At 71.0% G+C, this 16,031-nt stretch carries 19 protein-coding genes and 1 tRNA gene; 9 read left to right on the top strand and 11 right to left on the bottom strand.

Annotation, left to right across the window (positions count from 1 at the left end):
- Positions 1-24 precede the first annotated feature (24 nt).
- From ABH941_RS29870 to ABH941_RS29860, 3 genes are all read right to left on the bottom strand, one after another.
- Positions 25-1,260, bottom strand: coding sequence for a DUF5667 domain-containing protein (locus ABH941_RS29870; protein WP_370132686.1), 1,236 nt, complete (start codon positions 1,258-1,260; stop codon positions 25-27).
- A 228-nt stretch (positions 1,261-1,488) separates the two neighbouring features.
- Entirely contained in the window at positions 1,489-2,328 is an 840-nt protein-coding gene (locus ABH941_RS29865) for an ECF subfamily RNA polymerase sigma factor, BldN family (protein WP_370132685.1), read from the bottom strand.
- A 334-nt stretch (positions 2,329-2,662) separates the two neighbouring features.
- Positions 2,663-3,598, bottom strand: a complete 936-nt coding sequence (locus ABH941_RS29860; protein WP_370132684.1) for an HAD family hydrolase — start codon at positions 3,596-3,598, stop codon at positions 2,663-2,665.
- Positions 3,599-3,651: 53 nt separating this feature from the next.
- On the opposite strand from ABH941_RS29860, the gene ABH941_RS29855 reads away from it, so the two are divergent.
- The 6 genes from ABH941_RS29855 (at position 3,652) to hemB (ending at position 10,610) form a co-directional block, all read left to right on the top strand.
- The gene (locus ABH941_RS29855; protein ID WP_208329333.1) at positions 3,652-3,939 is read left to right on the top strand and encodes a glutaredoxin family protein; all 288 of its coding nucleotides are present in this window, start codon (positions 3,652-3,654) and stop codon (positions 3,937-3,939) included.
- Positions 3,940-4,287: 348 nt separating this feature from the next.
- Positions 4,288-5,184, top strand: coding sequence for a redox-sensing transcriptional repressor Rex (locus ABH941_RS29850; protein ID WP_370132683.1), 897 nt, complete (start codon positions 4,288-4,290; stop codon positions 5,182-5,184).
- Between the two features lie 61 nt (positions 5,185-5,245).
- Complete coding sequence (locus ABH941_RS29845; RefSeq protein WP_370132682.1) at positions 5,246-6,607, top strand: glutamyl-tRNA reductase; 1,362 nt, start codon at positions 5,246-5,248, stop codon at positions 6,605-6,607.
- Between the two features lie 155 nt (positions 6,608-6,762).
- Entirely contained in the window at positions 6,763-7,812 is a 1,050-nt protein-coding gene (hemC, locus tag ABH941_RS29840; RefSeq protein WP_370132822.1) for a hydroxymethylbilane synthase, read from the top strand.
- The gene (locus ABH941_RS29835) at positions 7,809-9,476 is read left to right on the top strand and encodes a uroporphyrinogen-III synthase (protein WP_370132681.1); all 1,668 of its coding nucleotides are present in this window, start codon (positions 7,809-7,811) and stop codon (positions 9,474-9,476) included. Before hemC ends, ABH941_RS29835 begins: the two co-directional genes overlap by 4 nt.
- Positions 9,477-9,626: 150 nt before the next feature.
- The gene (gene hemB, locus ABH941_RS29830; RefSeq protein ID WP_370132680.1) at positions 9,627-10,610 is read left to right on the top strand and encodes a porphobilinogen synthase; all 984 of its coding nucleotides are present in this window, start codon (positions 9,627-9,629) and stop codon (positions 10,608-10,610) included.
- A gap of 103 nt (positions 10,611-10,713) precedes the next feature.
- Here the strand turns inward: hemB and ABH941_RS29825 are convergent, their stop codons facing one another.
- Genes ABH941_RS29825 through ABH941_RS29815 form a run of 3 tightly spaced genes read right to left on the bottom strand, consistent with a single transcriptional unit; the run spans position 10,714 to position 11,811 of the window.
- On the bottom strand, positions 10,714-11,052 hold the full coding sequence (locus ABH941_RS29825) for a rodlet layer protein (protein ID WP_134003504.1): 339 nt from the start codon (positions 11,050-11,052) through the stop codon (positions 10,714-10,716).
- Positions 11,053-11,095: 43 nt separating this feature from the next.
- Positions 11,096-11,434, bottom strand: a complete 339-nt coding sequence (locus ABH941_RS29820; protein ID WP_370132679.1) for a rodlet layer protein — start codon at positions 11,432-11,434, stop codon at positions 11,096-11,098.
- 38 nt (positions 11,435-11,472) lie between these two features.
- A complete protein-coding gene (locus ABH941_RS29815) occupies positions 11,473-11,811 on the bottom strand; it encodes a rodlet layer protein (RefSeq protein ID WP_370132678.1) in 339 nt (112 codons plus the stop codon).
- A 370-nt stretch (positions 11,812-12,181) separates the two neighbouring features.
- Here ABH941_RS29815 and ABH941_RS29810 point away from each other — a divergent pair, with 370 nt between their 5' ends.
- Complete coding sequence (locus ABH941_RS29810) at positions 12,182-12,859, top strand: hypothetical protein (RefSeq protein ID WP_370132677.1); 678 nt, start codon at positions 12,182-12,184, stop codon at positions 12,857-12,859.
- A gap of 80 nt (positions 12,860-12,939) precedes the next feature.
- Here ABH941_RS29810 and ABH941_RS29805 read toward each other — a convergent pair whose 3' ends face one another.
- The 3 genes from ABH941_RS29805 to ABH941_RS29795 all read right to left on the bottom strand — a co-directional run bounded on the left by ABH941_RS29805 (position 12,940) and on the right by ABH941_RS29795 (position 13,995).
- Entirely contained in the window at positions 12,940-13,320 is a 381-nt protein-coding gene (locus ABH941_RS29805; protein ID WP_370132676.1) for a hypothetical protein, read from the bottom strand.
- Positions 13,321-13,425: 105 nt separating this feature from the next.
- A complete protein-coding gene (locus tag ABH941_RS29800; RefSeq protein WP_370132675.1) occupies positions 13,426-13,677 on the bottom strand; it encodes a chaplin in 252 nt (83 codons plus the stop codon).
- Positions 13,678-13,755: 78 nt separating this feature from the next.
- Positions 13,756-13,995 (bottom strand): chaplin, encoded by a 240-nt coding sequence (locus ABH941_RS29795; protein WP_370132674.1) that lies wholly within the window; start codon positions 13,993-13,995, stop codon positions 13,756-13,758.
- 245 nt (positions 13,996-14,240) lie between these two features.
- On the opposite strand from ABH941_RS29795, the gene ABH941_RS29790 reads away from it, so the two are divergent.
- A complete protein-coding gene (locus ABH941_RS29790) occupies positions 14,241-14,483 on the top strand; it encodes a chaplin (RefSeq protein ID WP_370132673.1) in 243 nt (80 codons plus the stop codon).
- Positions 14,484-14,568: 85 nt separating this feature from the next.
- Here the strand turns inward: ABH941_RS29790 and ABH941_RS29785 are convergent, their stop codons facing one another.
- Both ABH941_RS29785 and ABH941_RS29780 read right to left on the bottom strand, forming a co-directional pair.
- Complete coding sequence (locus ABH941_RS29785; protein ID WP_370132672.1) at positions 14,569-15,342, bottom strand: polysaccharide deacetylase family protein; 774 nt, start codon at positions 15,340-15,342, stop codon at positions 14,569-14,571.
- 194 nt (positions 15,343-15,536) lie between these two features.
- Positions 15,537-15,803, bottom strand: a complete 267-nt coding sequence (locus ABH941_RS29780) for a hypothetical protein (RefSeq protein WP_370132671.1) — start codon at positions 15,801-15,803, stop codon at positions 15,537-15,539.
- A gap of 128 nt (positions 15,804-15,931) precedes the next feature.
- Here ABH941_RS29780 and ABH941_RS29775 point away from each other — a divergent pair.
- Positions 15,932-16,002, top strand: a tRNA-Cys gene (locus tag ABH941_RS29775).
- Positions 16,003-16,031: the final 29 nt, after the last annotated feature.

Below are 16,031 nucleotides of genomic sequence, written 5' to 3'. Positions count from 1 at the left end.
GGCCTCCACCCATTCTCACGCCGCTCAGCCGCCGGTGAGGCCGATGCCGATGCTCGGCAGCAGGCCCGGGATCAGCGGGGGCACGGTCACGCCGTTGCCGGCCGGGCTGGCCGAGGCGCTGCTCGCCGAGGTGGGCGAACTCGCCGCGGTGGGGGTGGCGGAGGGCGTGCTGCCGCCGAGCAGACCGCCCGTCAGGTTCTGCACCAGGCCGCCGCTGCTGCCGGTGCCGGAGGTGGTGCTGCCCTTCGGGGCGGCACTGCTGCCGCTGGTCGTGGTGCCGGTGCCGGAGGTGGTGGCACCGCTCGGAGCGGTGCTGCTGCCGGGGGAGCCGCTGTCGCCGGCCGACGGGGTCGCCCCCGCACCCGTGCCGCCGCTGGGCAGCGTCGAGGTGCCGCCGGCGCCCGGGACCGGCAGGAGCTGCTGCAGCGGGGCGATGTCCCGGCTTATCCCGTCGAGCAGACTCTGCACCTGACCGGTGTAGGGGGCGAGTTGGCCGTCGAGCCGGGGCTCGATCGCATGCAGGCGCTGCTGCTGCGAGTCGGCGAACGAGGCCAACTGCTGCAGCGGGGCCATGGTGTGGTCCTGCCGGTAGACGGCCTTGAGCAGCTCGCGGCCCTGGCTGCCCTCGCTGTTCATGTCGGTGAGGGCCCGGGAGACCTCGTCGGCGAGATGCGGGCTGAGGGTCTCGCCCGCGCTCTGGTGCGCCATCAGCTGCTGCGCCTCGGACATCCGGTTGGACGCCTGGTCCAGCAGCAGCCGCCCGCGGGCGGCGTCGGAGCCGGCGAAGTCCAGCTGCCAGTTCTCCAGACCGCGCTTCATCCCGTAGAGGGACTCGCCGGGCAGGGCCGAGGAACTCGCCGCGGCGACCCCGCCGAGCGCGCCCACCGCGACGCCGGCCGCCAGGCCGCCGTAGGCCAGCCGACGGCCCCAGCGCGGCCCCGGACGGAACCTGCGGGCGGCCTCGGTGGCCCGGTGCGCACCGCCCCTGCGCTGACCGGGGACGGCCGCGCCGCCGCCGGCGGCGAAGGCCCGTTCGAACTCGGCCATCAGCAGGGCGCGCTGAGTCGTCTTCACGGTCGGGTCGAGAACCGGCGGGGGAAGGGCGCCCAGTGCGTCCACGGCCGCCAGTAGTTCGGTGAACTGACCCTCGCCGGCGGGCTCCTGGTGCGGGGCCCGGGTGGGAACCGCGGTGCCGGGGCGGTCCTCCACAGCGTCGGCGAAGGCTCTCGCCCTGCGGTGCTCAAGCACATTGGCTGTCATGGGCAGCACCTCCTCTCGTCGTTGTCGACAACTCGGCCGACCGGACGGTTGCGCAGTCGTGCCTGGGACCACCCCAAAGGGTGACGCAGGGATCCGGGGGCCCCGGAGGACTCCGCCGGGTGACCTGAAGGTCCTTGCACCGTGCGCAACGAGCGGAGGGGACGCTCGGTTACGCTTCCGCGATCATGCCTTGCGGCGAATAAGTGACGACTCATCAGTTTCTGGTGGCTATCTCGCGTCGCTGGGCAGCAGCCGGGCCAGGGTACGCACGGCGCGGTACTGGAGAGTCTTGATCGCGCCCTCGTTCTTGCCCATGATGCGCGCGGTCTCCGCCACCGACAGGCCCTGCAGGAAGCGCAGCCGCACGCACTCCCGCTGCTGCGGATTGAGCCGGTGCACGGCGTCCAGCAGCGCGGCGTTGGACAGCGACTCCAGGACCGAGTCCTCCGGGCTGCGCTCGCACTCGTTGGAGTCGAGCATCTCCCCGGTGGTCACCTCCAGCCGGAAGCGGCTGGACTTGAAGTGGTCGGCGACCAGGTTGCGGGCGATGGTGACCAGCCAGGCGCCGAAGTCCCGGCCCTGCCAGGTGAAGGTGCCGATGCGGCGCAGCGCGCGGAGGAAGGTCTCGCTGGTGAGGTCCTCGGCGGTGGCCTTGCTGCCGACCCGGTAGTAGATGTAGCGGTAGACCGTGTCGGAGTAGTGGTCGTACAGCTGTCCGAAGGAGTCGCTGTCGCCGTCCTGGGCCTTCTCCACCAGTCGCATGATCGGGTTGTCGGCGCTGGAGGGCGTGTCCTCCCGGTCCCAGTTGGCGTTCCTGGTGCGGGAGGAGGACGGCGAGGTGCGGGTGCGCAGCGCGACCGAGGTGCGCGCCGGCGGGGTCTGGCGGTAGGGCGGGCCGTCGGCACCGCCGACGTCGGCGACGGAGAGGGCGGTCAGCGTCAGCGGTGCGAGGGCGGTGACGGGATTGAGGTGGGACAGCTGCTCGCGTACCAGGGCACGCAGCTGCTCCAGGCCGCTGACCGGGGTCAGGGAGGATGCAGGCGCGTCGTTCCGGACGTGTGGGTACACGGGACTCCCAGAGGCAGAACTGTTGCAGAACCAGGTGGTGCAAAGCGGCAGTGCGGGCGCGCTCGCCCAGCGTGGGACACATGGGCTCCGGCGTGCGTTTGACGAGGATAACGCTTCGTGCAGCAACGGCTACAACGTGTTGCCGAAATTGCCGCTTGAGTCACATCAGTTACACCTTGATGACACAATGTGATCGACAGTGTCGAGCGAACTCCCTCGACTTTTGTCCGATTTTGATCGGATGTCAGCGCAGGGCGAACGTAAGACGCTCGTTTCCCTGGGTGGGCGTCAACCAACCCATGAATTTTCGAGTGAGTTGGCCGATCAGAAGTGCTCAGCGCTGCCGGTTGCGGTGCATCGCCACCGCGGCGACCGTCCCACCTGCGGCTGCGCCGATCCCGACCGCGGCCGGGATGCCGATCCTGGCCGCCTTCCGCCCGGTGCGGAAGTCCCGCACCCGCCAGCCCTGTTCGCGGGCGTGCCGGCGCAGCTCGGCGTCCGGGTTGATCACATAGGGGTGGCCGACCAGCGACAGCATCGGGATGTCGTTGGCGGAGTCGCTGTACGCCGCGCAGCGCGCCAGGTCCAGGCCCTCGCGCGCGGCCAGCGCCTTCACCGCCTCGGCCTTGGCCGGGCCGTGCAGGGTCTCGCCGACCAGCCGTCCGGTGTAGACGCCGCCCAGGGCCTCGGCGACGGTGCCCAGCGCCCCGGTCATCCCCAGCCTGGCCGCGATCACCCGGGCCGCCTCCTGCGGCGCGGCGGTCACCAGCCACACCCGCTGGCCCGCCTCCAGGTGCATCCGCACCAGCGCGCGGGTTCCCGGCCAGATCTTCTCGGCGATGTACTCCTCGAAGATCTCCTCACAGATCTGCTCCAGGTCCTCGACCCGGTGGCCCTGCACGATCGACAGCGCGCTCTCCTTGGCGTCCGCCATGTGTCCGGCGTGCTCCGCCCCGTGCAGCCGGAAGTAGGCCTGCTGCCAGGCGAAGCGCAGCAGCTCGCGGTGGCTGAAGAACTTGCGCTTGTACAGGCCGCGGCCCAGGTAGAAGATCGCCGCGCCCTGGACGATGGTGTTGTCGCAGTCGAAGAAGGCGGCGCCGTGCGGATCCTCGGCCGGCACGGGACTCCCAGGCGCCCCGGGTGCGGCGGAGGCTGTGGTCGTACCAGCCGCGTCGGACGCGACGGCGGCCTCGGCCGCCTCCGCGGCGGCGGTACCCGCCAGCACGGTGGAGGAACGCTTCTCCTGTGGGAGCTTTCGCAGCCTGGGCATGTGGCGAGCATAGCCAGCGGAGCGTTGCGGGCCGGTATCGACAGGGAGGCAGAATGGTGGGTGTGAGCCCTCTGCTGCGTCGCGAGCCCCGGAAGAGCCCCGCCGATCACCTGATCACCCTGATCGGCAAACCCGACTGCCATCTCTGCGAGGAGGCACGGGCGGTGGTGCACCGGCTCGCGGGAGAGCTGGGCTTCTCCTGGGAGGAGCTGGACATCAACCAGGACGCCGAGCTGTACCGGAAGTACGCGGAGCAGATCCCGGTGACCCTGATCGACGGCCGCCAGCACGACTTCTGGAAGGTGGACGAGACCAGGCTGCGGCGGGCGCTCGGCGGATAGCCGCCCGGCGGCTTCCCGGCCGCCGCTTGGGGGATTCGAGGTCCGTGTGCTTACCATCTAGCGGTTTGCGCCGGGGGGCGGAGGACGCCGCAGGGCGCGGTTCCCGGATCCCGAGGAGGTGGCAGCGCGGTGTGCGTGATGCGCGTCACTCACCGGGGACAAAACGGACACTATCTTTGTGCACACGTTCACAAACGCATAGCCTGTCGTTCGCAGCCCAGCTGCACCCAGCTTCTCCGCGCAGTCGCCGTTCGTCCTGTGCTCGCCACCGGTGCCACCCCACCGTGTAGCGGCCGAGGGGGTACGGGGGGTCGCTCCCCGGAGAATTGGAGTACCCACAGGAGCACCGTGGCAACTGGACGTCCCACCCCAGCCACTCCGTCCTCAGGAGGCGCCCCCCGGCGCACGCGTGGACGGGGCATTCCCGATGCGACGGTCGCGCGGCTGCCGCTCTATCTGCGTGCCCTCACCGCGCTCTCCGAGCGCTCGGTGCCGACCGTCTCCTCCGAGGAGCTCGCCGCCGCGGCCGGGGTCAACTCGGCCAAGCTGCGCAAGGACTTCTCCTACCTCGGCTCCTACGGCACCCGCGGCGTCGGCTACGACGTCGAGTACCTCGTCTACCAGATCTCCCGCGAGCTGGGCCTGACCCAGGACTGGCCGGTCGTCATCGTCGGCATCGGGAACCTGGGCCACGCGCTGGCCAACTACGGCGGGTTCGCCTCCCGCGGCTTCCGGGTCGCTGCGCTGCTGGACGCCGATCCGGCGCTGGCCGGGCAGATCGCCGCCGGCCTGCCGGTGCGGCACATGGACGAGCTTGAGGAGATCATCCGGGCGGAGCACGTCTCCATCGGAGTGATCACCACCCCGCCCGGCGCGGCCCAGCAGGTCTGCGACCGGCTGGTCGCGGCCGGGGTCACCAGCATCCTCAACTTCGCCCCCACGGTGCTCTCGGTGCCGGCCGGGGTGGATGTGCGCAAGGTCGATCTGTCGATAGAGCTCCAGATCCTTGCCTTCCACGAGCAGCGGAAGTCCGGTGAGGAGCACCTCACGGACGAGCCGCCCGCAGTAGTGTCACGTGCTGGGGCCGGAGCGACCGGAGGGGCCAAGGCCGTCGCGGCGGCCGCAGCCCGTGCCGTCTCCCGCCGGACCCGGGGGAAGGCCACCCCGACCGCCTCCGCCCCGTCCGACGCTCCGGCGGCGGACCGCGGCGAGGACGGCGAGCTGCCGGCGGTGATGCCGGCGTGAGCAGCGTCGATTCGAGCTGTGCCTGTTCGAGCTGTGCTTATTCAAGAGGGGAGGCAGTGGTATGAGCCTTCTGGTACTGGGTCTCAGCCATCGCACGGCCCCGGTCGGGCTGCTGGAGCGGGCCTCCCTCACCGGGGACGCCCCGCAGCGGCTGCTGCACGCCGCCGCCGCGGCCGCGCCGGTCGGCGAGGCCGCGCTGGTGGCGACCTGCAACCGGATCGAGCTCTACGCGGACGTGGACAAGTTCCACGCCGGCGTCGCCGACCTCTCCGTACTGCTGGCCGAGCACAGCGGGGTCGACCTGGAGGAGCTCACCACGCACCTCTACGTCCACTACGAGGACCGCGCCGTGCACCATCTGTTCTCGGTGGCGTGCGGGCTGGAGTCGATGGTGGTCGGCGAGGGGCAGATCCTCGGCCAGCTGCGCGACGCGCTGTCGCTGGCGCAGGAGCAGCACACCGCCGGCCGCGGCCTCAACGAGCTGTTCCAGCAGGCGCTGCGGGTCGGCAAGCGGGCGCACAGCGAGACCGACATCGACAAGGCCGGCCAGTCCCTGGTCACCTTCGGCCTGGAGCGGATCGCCGAGGTGTCGGGCCCGGTCGCGGGCCTGCGCGCCCTGGTTGTCGGCGCCGGGTCGATGAGCTCGCTGGCGGCGGCGACGCTGGCCCGCGCCGGTGTCACCGAACTGGTCATCGCCAACCGCACACCCGAACGGGCCGAGCGGCTGGCGGCGACGCTGGGTGCCCGCACCGTCCCGTTCGGTGAGGTCCCGGCCGCGATGGCCGAGGCCGACCTGGTCATCTCCTGTACCGGGGCGGCCGGAATCGTCCTCGGCGCCGAGGAGATCAGCGCCGCCGTCGCCAAGCGCGCCGGAAGCACGCCGCTGGCACTGCTGGACCTGGCGTTGCCGCGAGACGTCGCCGGCGAGGCGCACCACCTCGACGGCGTCCACCTGGTGGACTTGGAGACGATGGCCGAGGCCGCGCAGAACAGCGCGGCCGGCGCCCTGGACGTGGACGCGGTCCGCCGCATCGTCGGCGCCGAGGTCGACGCCTTCGGCGCGGCCCAGCGCGCGGCGGCGATCACCCCCACCGTGGTGGCGCTCCGGGCGATGGCCTCCGAGGTGGTCGGCTCCGAACTGGAGCGGCTCGACGGCCGACTGCCCGAACTCGACGGCAGGGCGCGGGCCGAGATCGCCCAGACCGTGCGCCGCGTCGTCGACAAGCTGCTGCACTCGCCCACCGTGCGGGTCAAGCAGCTCGCCGGGGAGCCCGGCGGCGCCTCCTACGCCGAGGCGCTGCGCGAGCTGTTCGACCTCGACCCGGCCGCGGTCCAGGCCGTCGCGGGCGCACCCACCACATCCGTCCGGCCCGCAACCGTCCGGCTGCCGCTGCAGGCGACCGTGGGTGGTGAATCGGCATGACGGAGCGTCAGGAACAAGGCGGCGCACGGCCGTCGGCCGCAGGGAAGAGCACGTCCGGGGTCCTGCCCAGCACGCTAGCAGTGACCTCGGAGCACACCACCGGCGGGGGTACCGCCGGAAGCCATCGCAACGAGCACGACCGGGACGACCATGTCATGACTGTCCAACCCAGTACCGCAACCGCCGCCGCTGCGGCAGCCGAGGCCGAAGGGCCGCCGCTGCGGCTCGGCACCCGCCGCAGCGCGCTGGCCACGGCCCAGTCGGGCATGATCGCCGAAGCGGTCACCCGCGCCACCGGACGCCGGGTCGAGCTGGTGGAGATCACCACCTACGGCGACACCTCGCGCGAGCAGCTGGCACAGATCGGCGGAACCGGCGTGTTCGTCTCCGCGCTGCGCGACGCACTGCTCGGCGGCGACATCGACTTCGCTGTCCACTCGCTCAAGGACCTGCCCACCGCCGCCCCCGAGGACCTGGCGCTGGCCGCCGTGCCGCCGCGCGAGGACCCCAGGGACGCGCTGATCGCCAGGGACGGGCTCAGCCTGGACGAGCTGGCCGCCAAGTGCGTCGACGCCCCCGCCAGGATCGGCACCGGATCGCCGCGCCGCACCGCCCAGCTCAACGCCTGGGCGGCGGAGGTCGGCGCACGGATCGAGACCGTACCGATCCGCGGCAATGTCGACACCCGGATCGGCTACGTCCACTCCGGGGAGCTCGACGCCGTCGTCCTCGCCGCCGCCGGCCTCAGCCGGCTGGGGCGGCTCGGCGAGGCCACCGAGATCCTCGACAGCGCGCTGATGCTGCCGGCGCCCGGACAGGGGGCGCTGGCCATCGAGTGCCGCGCCGACCGCCCGGACCTGGTCGCCCAGCTGGCCGTACTGGACGACGTGCCCACCCGGGCCGCGGTCGCGGCCGAGCGCGCGCTGCTGGCCGCACTGGAGGCGGGCTGCTCCGCCCCGGTCGGAGCCCTGGCCCAGATGCAGCACGGCACCGCCGGTGCGGCCGGAGCCGAATCCGCCGACGAACTGCTCCTTCGGGCGCTCGTCGGCACAGTTGACGGTTCGTCCGTCGTGCAGTTGTCCGTTACCGGCGCCTTCGGGCCCGCGGTGGCGTCCGAGCAGGCAGCGGCGGCCCTGGGCCGCGAGCTGGCGGCCCGGATGCTCGCCGCGGGCGCGGCCGGCCTGATGGGGGAGCGAGCCCTGTGAGCCCCACTCCGAATGCAGCAGACCAGGCGGGTCGGCGCCCGGCCGGCCAGATCACCTTCCTCGGCGCCGGTCCCGGCGACCCGGGCCTGCTGACGCTGCGCGCCGTCGAGGTACTGGCGGCGGCCGACGTCCTGGTCGCCGACCCGCTCACCGCCGCGGCGGTACGGGCGCACTGCCGGGACGGGGTGGAACTGCACGACGCCCTCCCCACGGCGGACGGCCTGGAGGTCCCCGAGGGCCGGCCGCTGGCGCGGCAGTTCCCGGCCGTGAAGGCCGGCAAGCACGTGGTGCGCACCGTGGACGGCGACCCGGGCCTGGACGGCCGCGCCGCCGAGGAGATGCTGGCTTGTGCGCAGGCGGGCATCCCGTTCCAGGTGGTGCCCGGAGTGGCCCAGTCGGTGGGCGTCCCCGCCTACGCGGGCGTGCCGCTGCGCGGCGGCGCCGCCGGCGCCGACGTCCGCTTCGTGGACGCCTCGCACTGCCTGCCCGAGGCCTACGACTGGTCCAACCTCGGCGGCTGCGACGCCACCCTGGTCGTCCGCACCCGGCTGAACGCGCTGCCGGGCTCCGCCAGCGCCCTGGTCGCCTCGGGCCGCAAGCCCGACACCCCGGTCTCGGTCACCCTGGAGGGCACCACCACCCGGCAGCGGACCTACATCGCCACGCTGGCCACGGTGGCCGCCGAGCTGAAGGCGGCCCGGGTGCTGCCCTCGCCGGTCTCGGCCCCGGTCGACCCGGTCAGCAGCGTCATAGCCGTCGTGGGCGAGCAGGTGAACCGCCGGGCCACGCTGTCCTGGTTCGAGACCAAGCCGCTGTTCGGCTGGAACGTGCTCGTCCCGCGCACCAAGGACCAGGCCGGGGCGCTGTCCGAGCAACTGCGCTCCTACGGCGCGGTGCCGTCGGAGGTGCCGACCATCGCGGTCGAGCCGCCGCGCACCCCGCAGCAGATGGAACGCGCCATCAAGGGCCTGGTGACCGGGCGTTACGAGTGGATCGCCTTCACCTCGGTGAACGCGGTCAAGGCGGTCCGGGAGAAGTTCGAGGAGTACGGGCTCGATGCCCGTGCCTTCGCCGGGATCAAGGTCGCCGCGGTCGGCGAGACCACCTCGCAGGCCCTGGTCGACTTCGGCGTCAAGCCGGACCTGGTGCCCAGCGGGGAGCAGTCCGCGGCCGGACTGCTGGAGGACTGGCCGGTCTACGACCCGGTGTTCGACCCGATCGACCGGGTGCTGCTGCCGCGTGCCGACATCGCCACCGAGACCCTGGTCGCCGGCCTGGTCGAACTCGGCTGGGAGGTGGACGATGTGACGGCCTATCGGACGGTACGGGCCTCGCCCCCGCCGGCCGAGACCCGCGAGGCCATCAAGGGCGGCGGGTTCGACGCGGTGATCTTCACCTCGTCCTCGACCGTGCGCAACCTGGTCGGCATCGCGGGCAAGCCGCACAACGTGACCGTGATCGCCTGCATCGGCCCGGCCACGGCGAAGACCGCGGAGGAGCACGGGCTCCGCGTGGACGTGCTGGCGCCGGCCCCGTCGGTCGCCGCACTCGCCGAAGCCCTGGCGGACTTCGGCGCGGCCCGCCGTGACGCGGCGATGCAAGCCGGGGAGCAGGTCTACCGGCCGAGCGAGCGTCGGCCCGGCTCCCGTCGGAAGGCGCGCTAGCGTTGTTTTTGTCTTCAGGGGCGCGGGGCTCTGCTTGATTAACTGCATGCGCGACCAGCCCTCTACGAGGTGCACGGTTGCGCGCGCACGCAGTTCAATGAGCACAGCCCCGCGCCCCCAGGTGGTTGCAGCTACTTCTAGGAGTATGTGATGGGCGTTCAGATTCCGGTGGTCAGGCCTCGCCGCCTGCGGACGACTCCCGCCGTACGGCGCTTGGTCGCTGAGACGCGACTGCACCCCGCGGAGCTGATCCTGCCGTTGTTCGTCCGGGAGGGCGTCCCCGCGCCGGTGCCGATCAGTGCGATGCCCGGCGTGGTCCAGCACACCAGGGACACCCTGCGGAAGGCCGCCGTGGAGGCCGCCGAGGCCGGCGTCGGCGGGCTGATGCTGTTCGGGGTGCCGGCCGTGCAGGACGCGATCGGGTCCGAGGGCACCAACCCGGACGGAATCCTGCAGCAGGCCATCCGGGACGTCGTCGCGGAGGTCGGCGACCAGGTCGTGATCATGTCCGACCTGTGCCTGGACGAGTACACCGACCACGGCCACTGCGGGGTGCTCGCCGCGGACGGCTCCGTCGACAACGACGCGACCCTGGAGCGCTACGCCGAGATGGCCGTGGTGCAGGCCGACGCGGGCGTCCACATGGTCGGCCCCTCCGGGATGATGGACGGTCAGATCGCGGTCGTGCGTGCGGCGCTGGACCAGGCAGGGCACCAGGACGTGTCCGTGCTGGCCTACACCGCCAAGTACGCCTCGGCCTTCTACGGCCCGTTCCGGGAGGCTGTCGGGTCCTCCCTGAAGGGGGACCGCAAGAGCTACCAGCAGGACCCGTCCAATGCCCGGGAGGCCCTGCGCGAGCTGGAGCTTGACCTGGCCGAGGGCGCGGACCTGGTGATGGTCAAGCCCGCCATGTCGTACCTGGACATCCTGCGGCAGGTCGCCGAGGTGAGCCCGGTGCCGGTGGCCGCCTACCAGGTGTCCGGCGAGTACTCGATGGTCGAGGCCGCGGCCGCGAACGGCTGGATCGACCGGGAGCGGGCGATCATGGAGACGCTGACCTCGATCCGCAGGGCCGGGGCCAACCAGGTGCTCACCTACTGGGCCGTCGAGGCGGCCCGGTTGCTGCACGGCTGACTCTCCTGGGACGGTACGGAGAACAGAAGGCGGCCGGGGCGGCGGATGATTTCGCCTGCCCCGGCCGACTTGGACCCCTACGCCTGGCCTTCGGTGGCCGACCTCAGCCGATCAGGTGCGAGAGCGGGGCGTCGCCGTCGCTCTGGGTGGCCTGGCCGACGTTGCAGGTCTGGTGACCCTGCTGGTTCAGGACCGGCACGTCGACCTGGACCGGGATGAGCCCGACCGCCACGTGGTGGACCTCGGGCAGGCAGATGTTCGGGTTGTCCAGGGTGTGGAAGTTGGGGCTGTGGTCGCCCCAGGTGCCGGTGACGTTGGTGCCGCCGGCGCCCTGCATCGCGGTGGCGGAGCCGTCGCTGTTGCCCAGAGCCGCGGCCGGGGACATCGCCATGGCGGTTGCGGAGAGAACGAGACCCGCGGTCGCGAAAGTCTTCTTCAGCACGGTGTTGCTCCTTCGGATGGGTGAGGGATGGGGGTGGGGCAGGTCAGCCGATCAGGTGGGAGAGCGGGGCGTCGCCGTGGCTCTGGGCCGCCTGGCCGATGTTGCAGGTCTGGTGGGCCTGCTGGTTCAGGACCGGGACGTCGACCTGGACCGGGATGAGGCCGACCACGACGTGGTGGACCTCGGGCAGGCAGATGTTCGGGTTGTCCAGGGTGTGGAAGTTGGGGCTGTGGTTGCCCCAGGTGCCGGTGACATTGGTGCCGCCGTCGCCCTGAGCTGCCTTCGCGGAGCCGTCCGAGTCACCGATGGCGGCGGCGGAGCCGGTGGCCATCGCCAGGGCGGCCACGACGAAGCCGGCGGTGCCGAGGGTCTTCTTGAGCATGGTGGATCTCCTGAGTACGAGGGTTGCCTGGGGGCGGGTCAGCCGATCAGGTGCGAGGCGGGGCCGTCGCCGACGCTCTGGGTGCCCTGGCCGATGTTGCAGGTCTGGTGCGACTGCTGGTTGGCGACCGGGACGTCGACCTGGACCGGGATGAGGCCGACCGCGATGTGGTGGACCTCGGGCAGGCAGATGTTCGGGTTGTCCAGGAAGTGGAAGTTGGGGCTGTGGTCGCCCCAGGTGCCGGTGACGTTGGTGCCGCCGGCGCCCTGCATCGCGGTGGCGGAGCCGTCCGAGTCACCGATGGCGGAGGCGGGGCCGGCGGTCGCGGCGATGGCGGCGGCGGCGATACCCGCGGCGGCGAGGGCCTTCTTCAGCATGAGCGATTCCTTCGGTCGTTGAGTCTGAGTACGAACATGAGCCTGCGCGGTCAACCTGATGCGAACGGCTTCAGTCGCATGGACGGTGCGCGAGAACGAGAGCGAAATCCAACCCGGAGCCAGGGTTCGGACCGCTGAACCGGCGCTGGCCGACACTGCGCATGCCCCGCTGAGCACGGGCTCACCAGGGCTAACGAAACTGTTGCGAAGTGGTTACCTAATACTTTGCCCGGTTGCTGTATTCACCCGTTCCGCGTATTCGCCGGAGGTTTCACTGCGGCATACAGGTGACACAGGGGTTTGTCTTGTTACCTCGCTCGTTGGGTCAGGGTGCGGAACGGTCCGGGAGTAAGAGGAAGCGAGAATAAGAATGAAATTCAGCCCACGTGTGTCGGTGGTCGCCCTGCTGGCGTGTGCCGGGGTGGCCGGCGGCGCTCAGGTCGCCACGGCAGCCGCCATGACGCCGGATCAGGCCGGTGCGGCGGAGGCGGCGGCAGCGGGAACCCGGGTCCCCTTCGACATTCCGCTCGGCAAGGGTCTGGCCCCGCTGACGGGTGCGACCACGTCCACCGCGGTCCAGGGTTCGCTGCCCGGCCTGCCCGTCCAGGGCCCCGCGCAGGGTGGGGCACGGGACGAGCACGCGCTGCTGCCGCAGCCGCTGGTGCCCGCGCTGCAGGCTGCTGACGAGACCCCGGACCTGCATCTGCTGGCCCCTGCCGCGGCGGGTGACGGAAGCGTCAAGCCGAACGGCGTCGACCTGTCGCTGCCGAAGGCGCCGATCAAGGCGGTCGGATCGGCGGCCTCGCTGGGTAAGCCGCTGACCTGGTCCGGCACCGTGCCGCGGCCCGGCGCCGCGCAGGCCGGCGCCCCCGCGCAGGAGACGCTCGACCTGACCAAGCTGCAGCCGCAGTTGACCAGCCCCCAGTTGGTGAGCGACCCGACGGCGCTGCTGACCATGGACCAGCGATCCACCCAGCGCCCGGTGGGCCGCACTCTCGGCGACTTCATCGCCACCGCCGACGCGACAGCGCAGGAGCTCTCGAACTGAGCCGGTGACCGCACCGGAGAGGGGCCCGAGATCCCGGTACGGGATGTCGGGCCCCTCTCGGCTGTGTCCGTGAGCGTCCGTCAGCCGGGGAGCAGGGCTGCGGCCTTGCCGACCACCGGCAGGCTGCCCAGGCCGCCGCCCTGACTGAGCGACTGGGTGAGCAGGGCGGTGGAGAGCGGCTTGTCCTTGGGACCGTCGGGCTGCAGCGCGACCGCGTTCGACAGCGGGTCGGCGGAGGACGCCGCCATCGGGTCCAGGCGCAGGTCCTTGACCGGGCCGACGGTGTGGCCGGTCGCCCCGGTCAGGCCGCCCAGTGCGGGGACCACCTGCGGCTCCTGGAGTGCCATCGTGGGGCCGGCGGCGCCCAGGTCGGCCGCCGAGCAGATGGTGGGCTGGACGGCCATGGCTCCGAGGACCAGGGTGGTCCCGGTCGCCAGGGCGAGGATCCGTGCTACTGCCATGGGAAAGGCTCCGATTCCGTGGGTCCGGTTCCGTGCGGCGCAGGCAGCGGTGCCCCCCCGAGGCGTTCCGTTCGGGGGGGCACCGTCAACTGCCTCGGGGAGGTCTCAGCAGTTGTCGGGCTCGTTGACGCAGGTGTTGCCGAACGCCGGGTTCAGCGCACCGATCACGTTGACGCTGTCACCGCAGATGTTGACCGGGATGTGCACCGGAACCTGGACCAGGTTGCCGGAGAGCACGCCCGGGGAGTGGCTGGCGCTACCGGTGGCGGTGGCGTCGGCCGAGGCCACGGAGGCGCCGGCGAGCACGGTTCCGAAAGCGGCGACCGCGAGCACGGCGGCCTTCTTGAAGTTCTGCATGTTCTTCTCTCTTGGTGAGGTGGGCACGGGAGGTCTGCGGCCGTCGGCCGCAGACCTCCGGAGTGGCTCAGCGACGAGTCAGCTGTTGACGCACTTGTTGCCGAACGCCGGGTTCAGCAGGCCGATCACGTTGACGGTGTCGCCGCAGATGTTGACCGGGATGTGCACCGGAACCTGGATCAGGTTGCCGGAGAGGAACCCGGGGGAGTTGGAGGCCGTTCCCGTCGCCGTGGAGTCGGCGGCCGCAACACCGGCGCCGGACAGGGCCAGGCCGACAGCGGCGGCGGAGAGGGCCACGGTCTTCATCACGTTGCGCATCGATAGTCCTTTGTGTTCTGCCGTCCTCTGCGGATCGGACAACGTGCGAACGACGGGGGAAGCGTTGTGGATGCGCTGAGTGCGACACAACCACTCTTGTAGCGGAGTGGTCGGCTGTGGCGGTGACTGCTACGTCCGGGTGAATTACGCCTCGGCGCCGAAACTGTTGTGAGCGGCCGTACGTTCCGCCGTACGTTCCGTTTTCTGTGCGGCCCGGCCGATGCAGACTGATTAATGGAGTAGTAATGAAGAATGCTGTCAAGGGTGCCCTGGTCACCGTTGCTGCCGCCGGTGTCATCACCGGTGGCGCCGGCGCGGCTTTCGCCAGCTCGCACGCGGTCGGCGACGCCTCCTGCTCTCCGGGTGTCGGCTCCGGCAACAATGTTCAGGTCCCGGTTCACGTCCCGGTCAACATCGTGGGGGACACCGCCAATCTGATCGGCGTGCTCAACCCGGCCTTCGGCAACTCGGGGACCAACGCGGGCTGACTCCCGGCTCCCGTACTGCTCTTTCTTCGGGCAGGCGGCCGTCCGCTCCAGGAGCGGACGGCCGCCTCCTGCGTCGTGGTGTCGTTCAGCAGCGGGAGGCCCTGAGGACGGTACGGAGGCGGTGCCGGAGCTCCTTGGCCCGGAGCCGCCAACCGGTGTCCAGCTCGCCGACGTAGCTGCGCGGGATCGACCAGCGATCGCTGTCGGCGATGTGCTCCACGCCGGTGGCGTACCCGTAGCCGGAGTCCCTGACCGCAGCCATCGCGGCGCGATCGTACCGGCCGTACGGATAGCAGAAGCCGTGGACCGGTCGCTGGATCACCTGCTCCAGGGCCTCCCGGCTGCGGACCACCTCGAAGTCCAGAGTCCGTTCGGTGAGACCGACAAGTCGGCGATGGGTCGAGCCGTGGCAGCCGATCTCCATTCCGGATTCGGCGAGTTCGCCGACCTGCTGCCGGCTCAGCAGCTCCTTGCGGGGCGCGTCGCCGTCCCAGCTGTTGTGGCCGCCGAACTGACCGGTGACGACGAAGACTGTGGCGGTGAAACCGAACGCCTCCAGCACCGGCCGCGCCACCAGGTCGAAGTCGGCGTAGCCGTCGTCGAAGGTCAGCCCGACCAGGTCATCGCCGCGCCCGTGCCGCCAGGCCTCCAGCAGGCGGAGTATCGACACGCCCCGCCTCCCGCTGTCGCGGATCCACCGCATCTGCTCGGCGAACCGGCGCGGGCTGACGGTCAGTCGGTAGGGGTCCGCGGTGTCCGCGGTACAGGAGTCGACCGAGTGGTACATGAACGCCAGCGGTGTGCCTCTGGAATCGGGAGCCCGCACCGCGCGGGGTGGGGACAGGGCCTCGCTCGCCACCGTGTTCCTCCTTCTGCGTTTCGTCGAACCCTGCGTTTCGTCGAACCCTGTGTTTTATCGAACCCTGTGTTTTATCGAGCCCTGCGCTTTATCGAGCCCTGCGTTTCGTCGAACCGTCGAAAGCCCCCAGCGGGGTGACTGGGGGCTTTCAGTGAGCCGAACAGGTGTGGTGGGGCGTGGAAGGCGCTGTTCCCTCAGCTCACGAGGTCGTTGACGTCTGCCACGGCATCCTTTCCGGCGGTCACCGTTCCCTGGACGTCGTTGAGCTTCTGCCCCAACTTGTCCTCGACGGCGCTGAAGGCGAGGGGCATGGCCCTCAGTACGGCGGCTCCGGCGGCCTTTCCGGCGAGACCGGCGACTGCGGCCGGCGCGTTCGAGTCCATGGCCTGGGCGCCCGGGGCTGCCGCCGCCACGATCGACGCGGCTGCGGCGGTGATGAGGAGAAGTCGGTTCTTGGTCATGTTCTGCTTAACGCACGAAGCCCCTCGCGGTCACCCGGGATTACGCCGATTCGGTCTATTCGGTCGAATCAATGGCGATTCTCCGCCGTTGCCGAGTTCTCCTCCGCGATAGAGTGTCAGCGATATCCGGTGGAGTGGCCGAGTGGTTAGGCTGCGGCATGCAACGCCGTACAGACAGGTTCGACTCCTGTCTCCACCTCGACGGAAGAAACCGGGCCCGCCGCAGAA

Source organism: Streptacidiphilus sp. EB103A (assembly GCF_041261405.1).
Taxonomy (GTDB): Bacteria; Actinomycetota; Actinomycetes; order Streptomycetales; family Streptomycetaceae; genus Streptacidiphilus.
This window is presented reverse-complemented; position numbering and strand designations above follow the sequence as displayed.

Bases quoted from the DNA above. Each gene is read 5' to 3' on its own strand.
- ABH941_RS29870 (WP_370132686.1), bottom strand. From the start codon at position 1,260: ATGACAGCCAATGTGCTTGAGCACCGCAGGGCGAGAGCCTTCGCCGAC.
- ABH941_RS29860 (WP_370132684.1), bottom strand. From the start codon at position 3,598: ATGCCCAGGCTGCGAAAGCTCCCACAGGAGAAGCGTTCCTCCACCGTG.
- ABH941_RS29855 (WP_208329333.1), top strand. From the start codon at position 3,652: ATGGTGGGTGTGAGCCCTCTGCTGCGTCGCGAGCCCCGGAAGAGCCCC.
- ABH941_RS29845 (WP_370132682.1), top strand. From the start codon at position 5,246: ATGAGCCTTCTGGTACTGGGTCTCAGCCATCGCACGGCCCCGGTCGGG.
- hemC (WP_370132822.1), top strand. From the start codon at position 6,763: ATGACTGTCCAACCCAGTACCGCAACCGCCGCCGCTGCGGCAGCCGAG.
- hemB (WP_370132680.1), top strand. From the start codon at position 9,627: ATGGGCGTTCAGATTCCGGTGGTCAGGCCTCGCCGCCTGCGGACGACT.
- ABH941_RS29820 (WP_370132679.1), bottom strand. From the start codon at position 11,434: ATGCTCAAGAAGACCCTCGGCACCGCCGGCTTCGTCGTGGCCGCCCTG.
- ABH941_RS29815 (WP_370132678.1), bottom strand. From the start codon at position 11,811: ATGCTGAAGAAGGCCCTCGCCGCCGCGGGTATCGCCGCCGCCGCCATC.
- ABH941_RS29810 (WP_370132677.1), top strand. From the start codon at position 12,182: ATGAAATTCAGCCCACGTGTGTCGGTGGTCGCCCTGCTGGCGTGTGCC.
- ABH941_RS29805 (WP_370132676.1), bottom strand. From the start codon at position 13,320: ATGGCAGTAGCACGGATCCTCGCCCTGGCGACCGGGACCACCCTGGTC.
- ABH941_RS29800 (WP_370132675.1), bottom strand. From the start codon at position 13,677: ATGCAGAACTTCAAGAAGGCCGCCGTGCTCGCGGTCGCCGCTTTCGGA.
- ABH941_RS29795 (WP_370132674.1), bottom strand. From the start codon at position 13,995: ATGCGCAACGTGATGAAGACCGTGGCCCTCTCCGCCGCCGCTGTCGGC.
- ABH941_RS29790 (WP_370132673.1), top strand. From the start codon at position 14,241: ATGAAGAATGCTGTCAAGGGTGCCCTGGTCACCGTTGCTGCCGCCGGT.
- ABH941_RS29780 (WP_370132671.1), bottom strand. From the start codon at position 15,803: ATGACCAAGAACCGACTTCTCCTCATCACCGCCGCAGCCGCGTCGATC.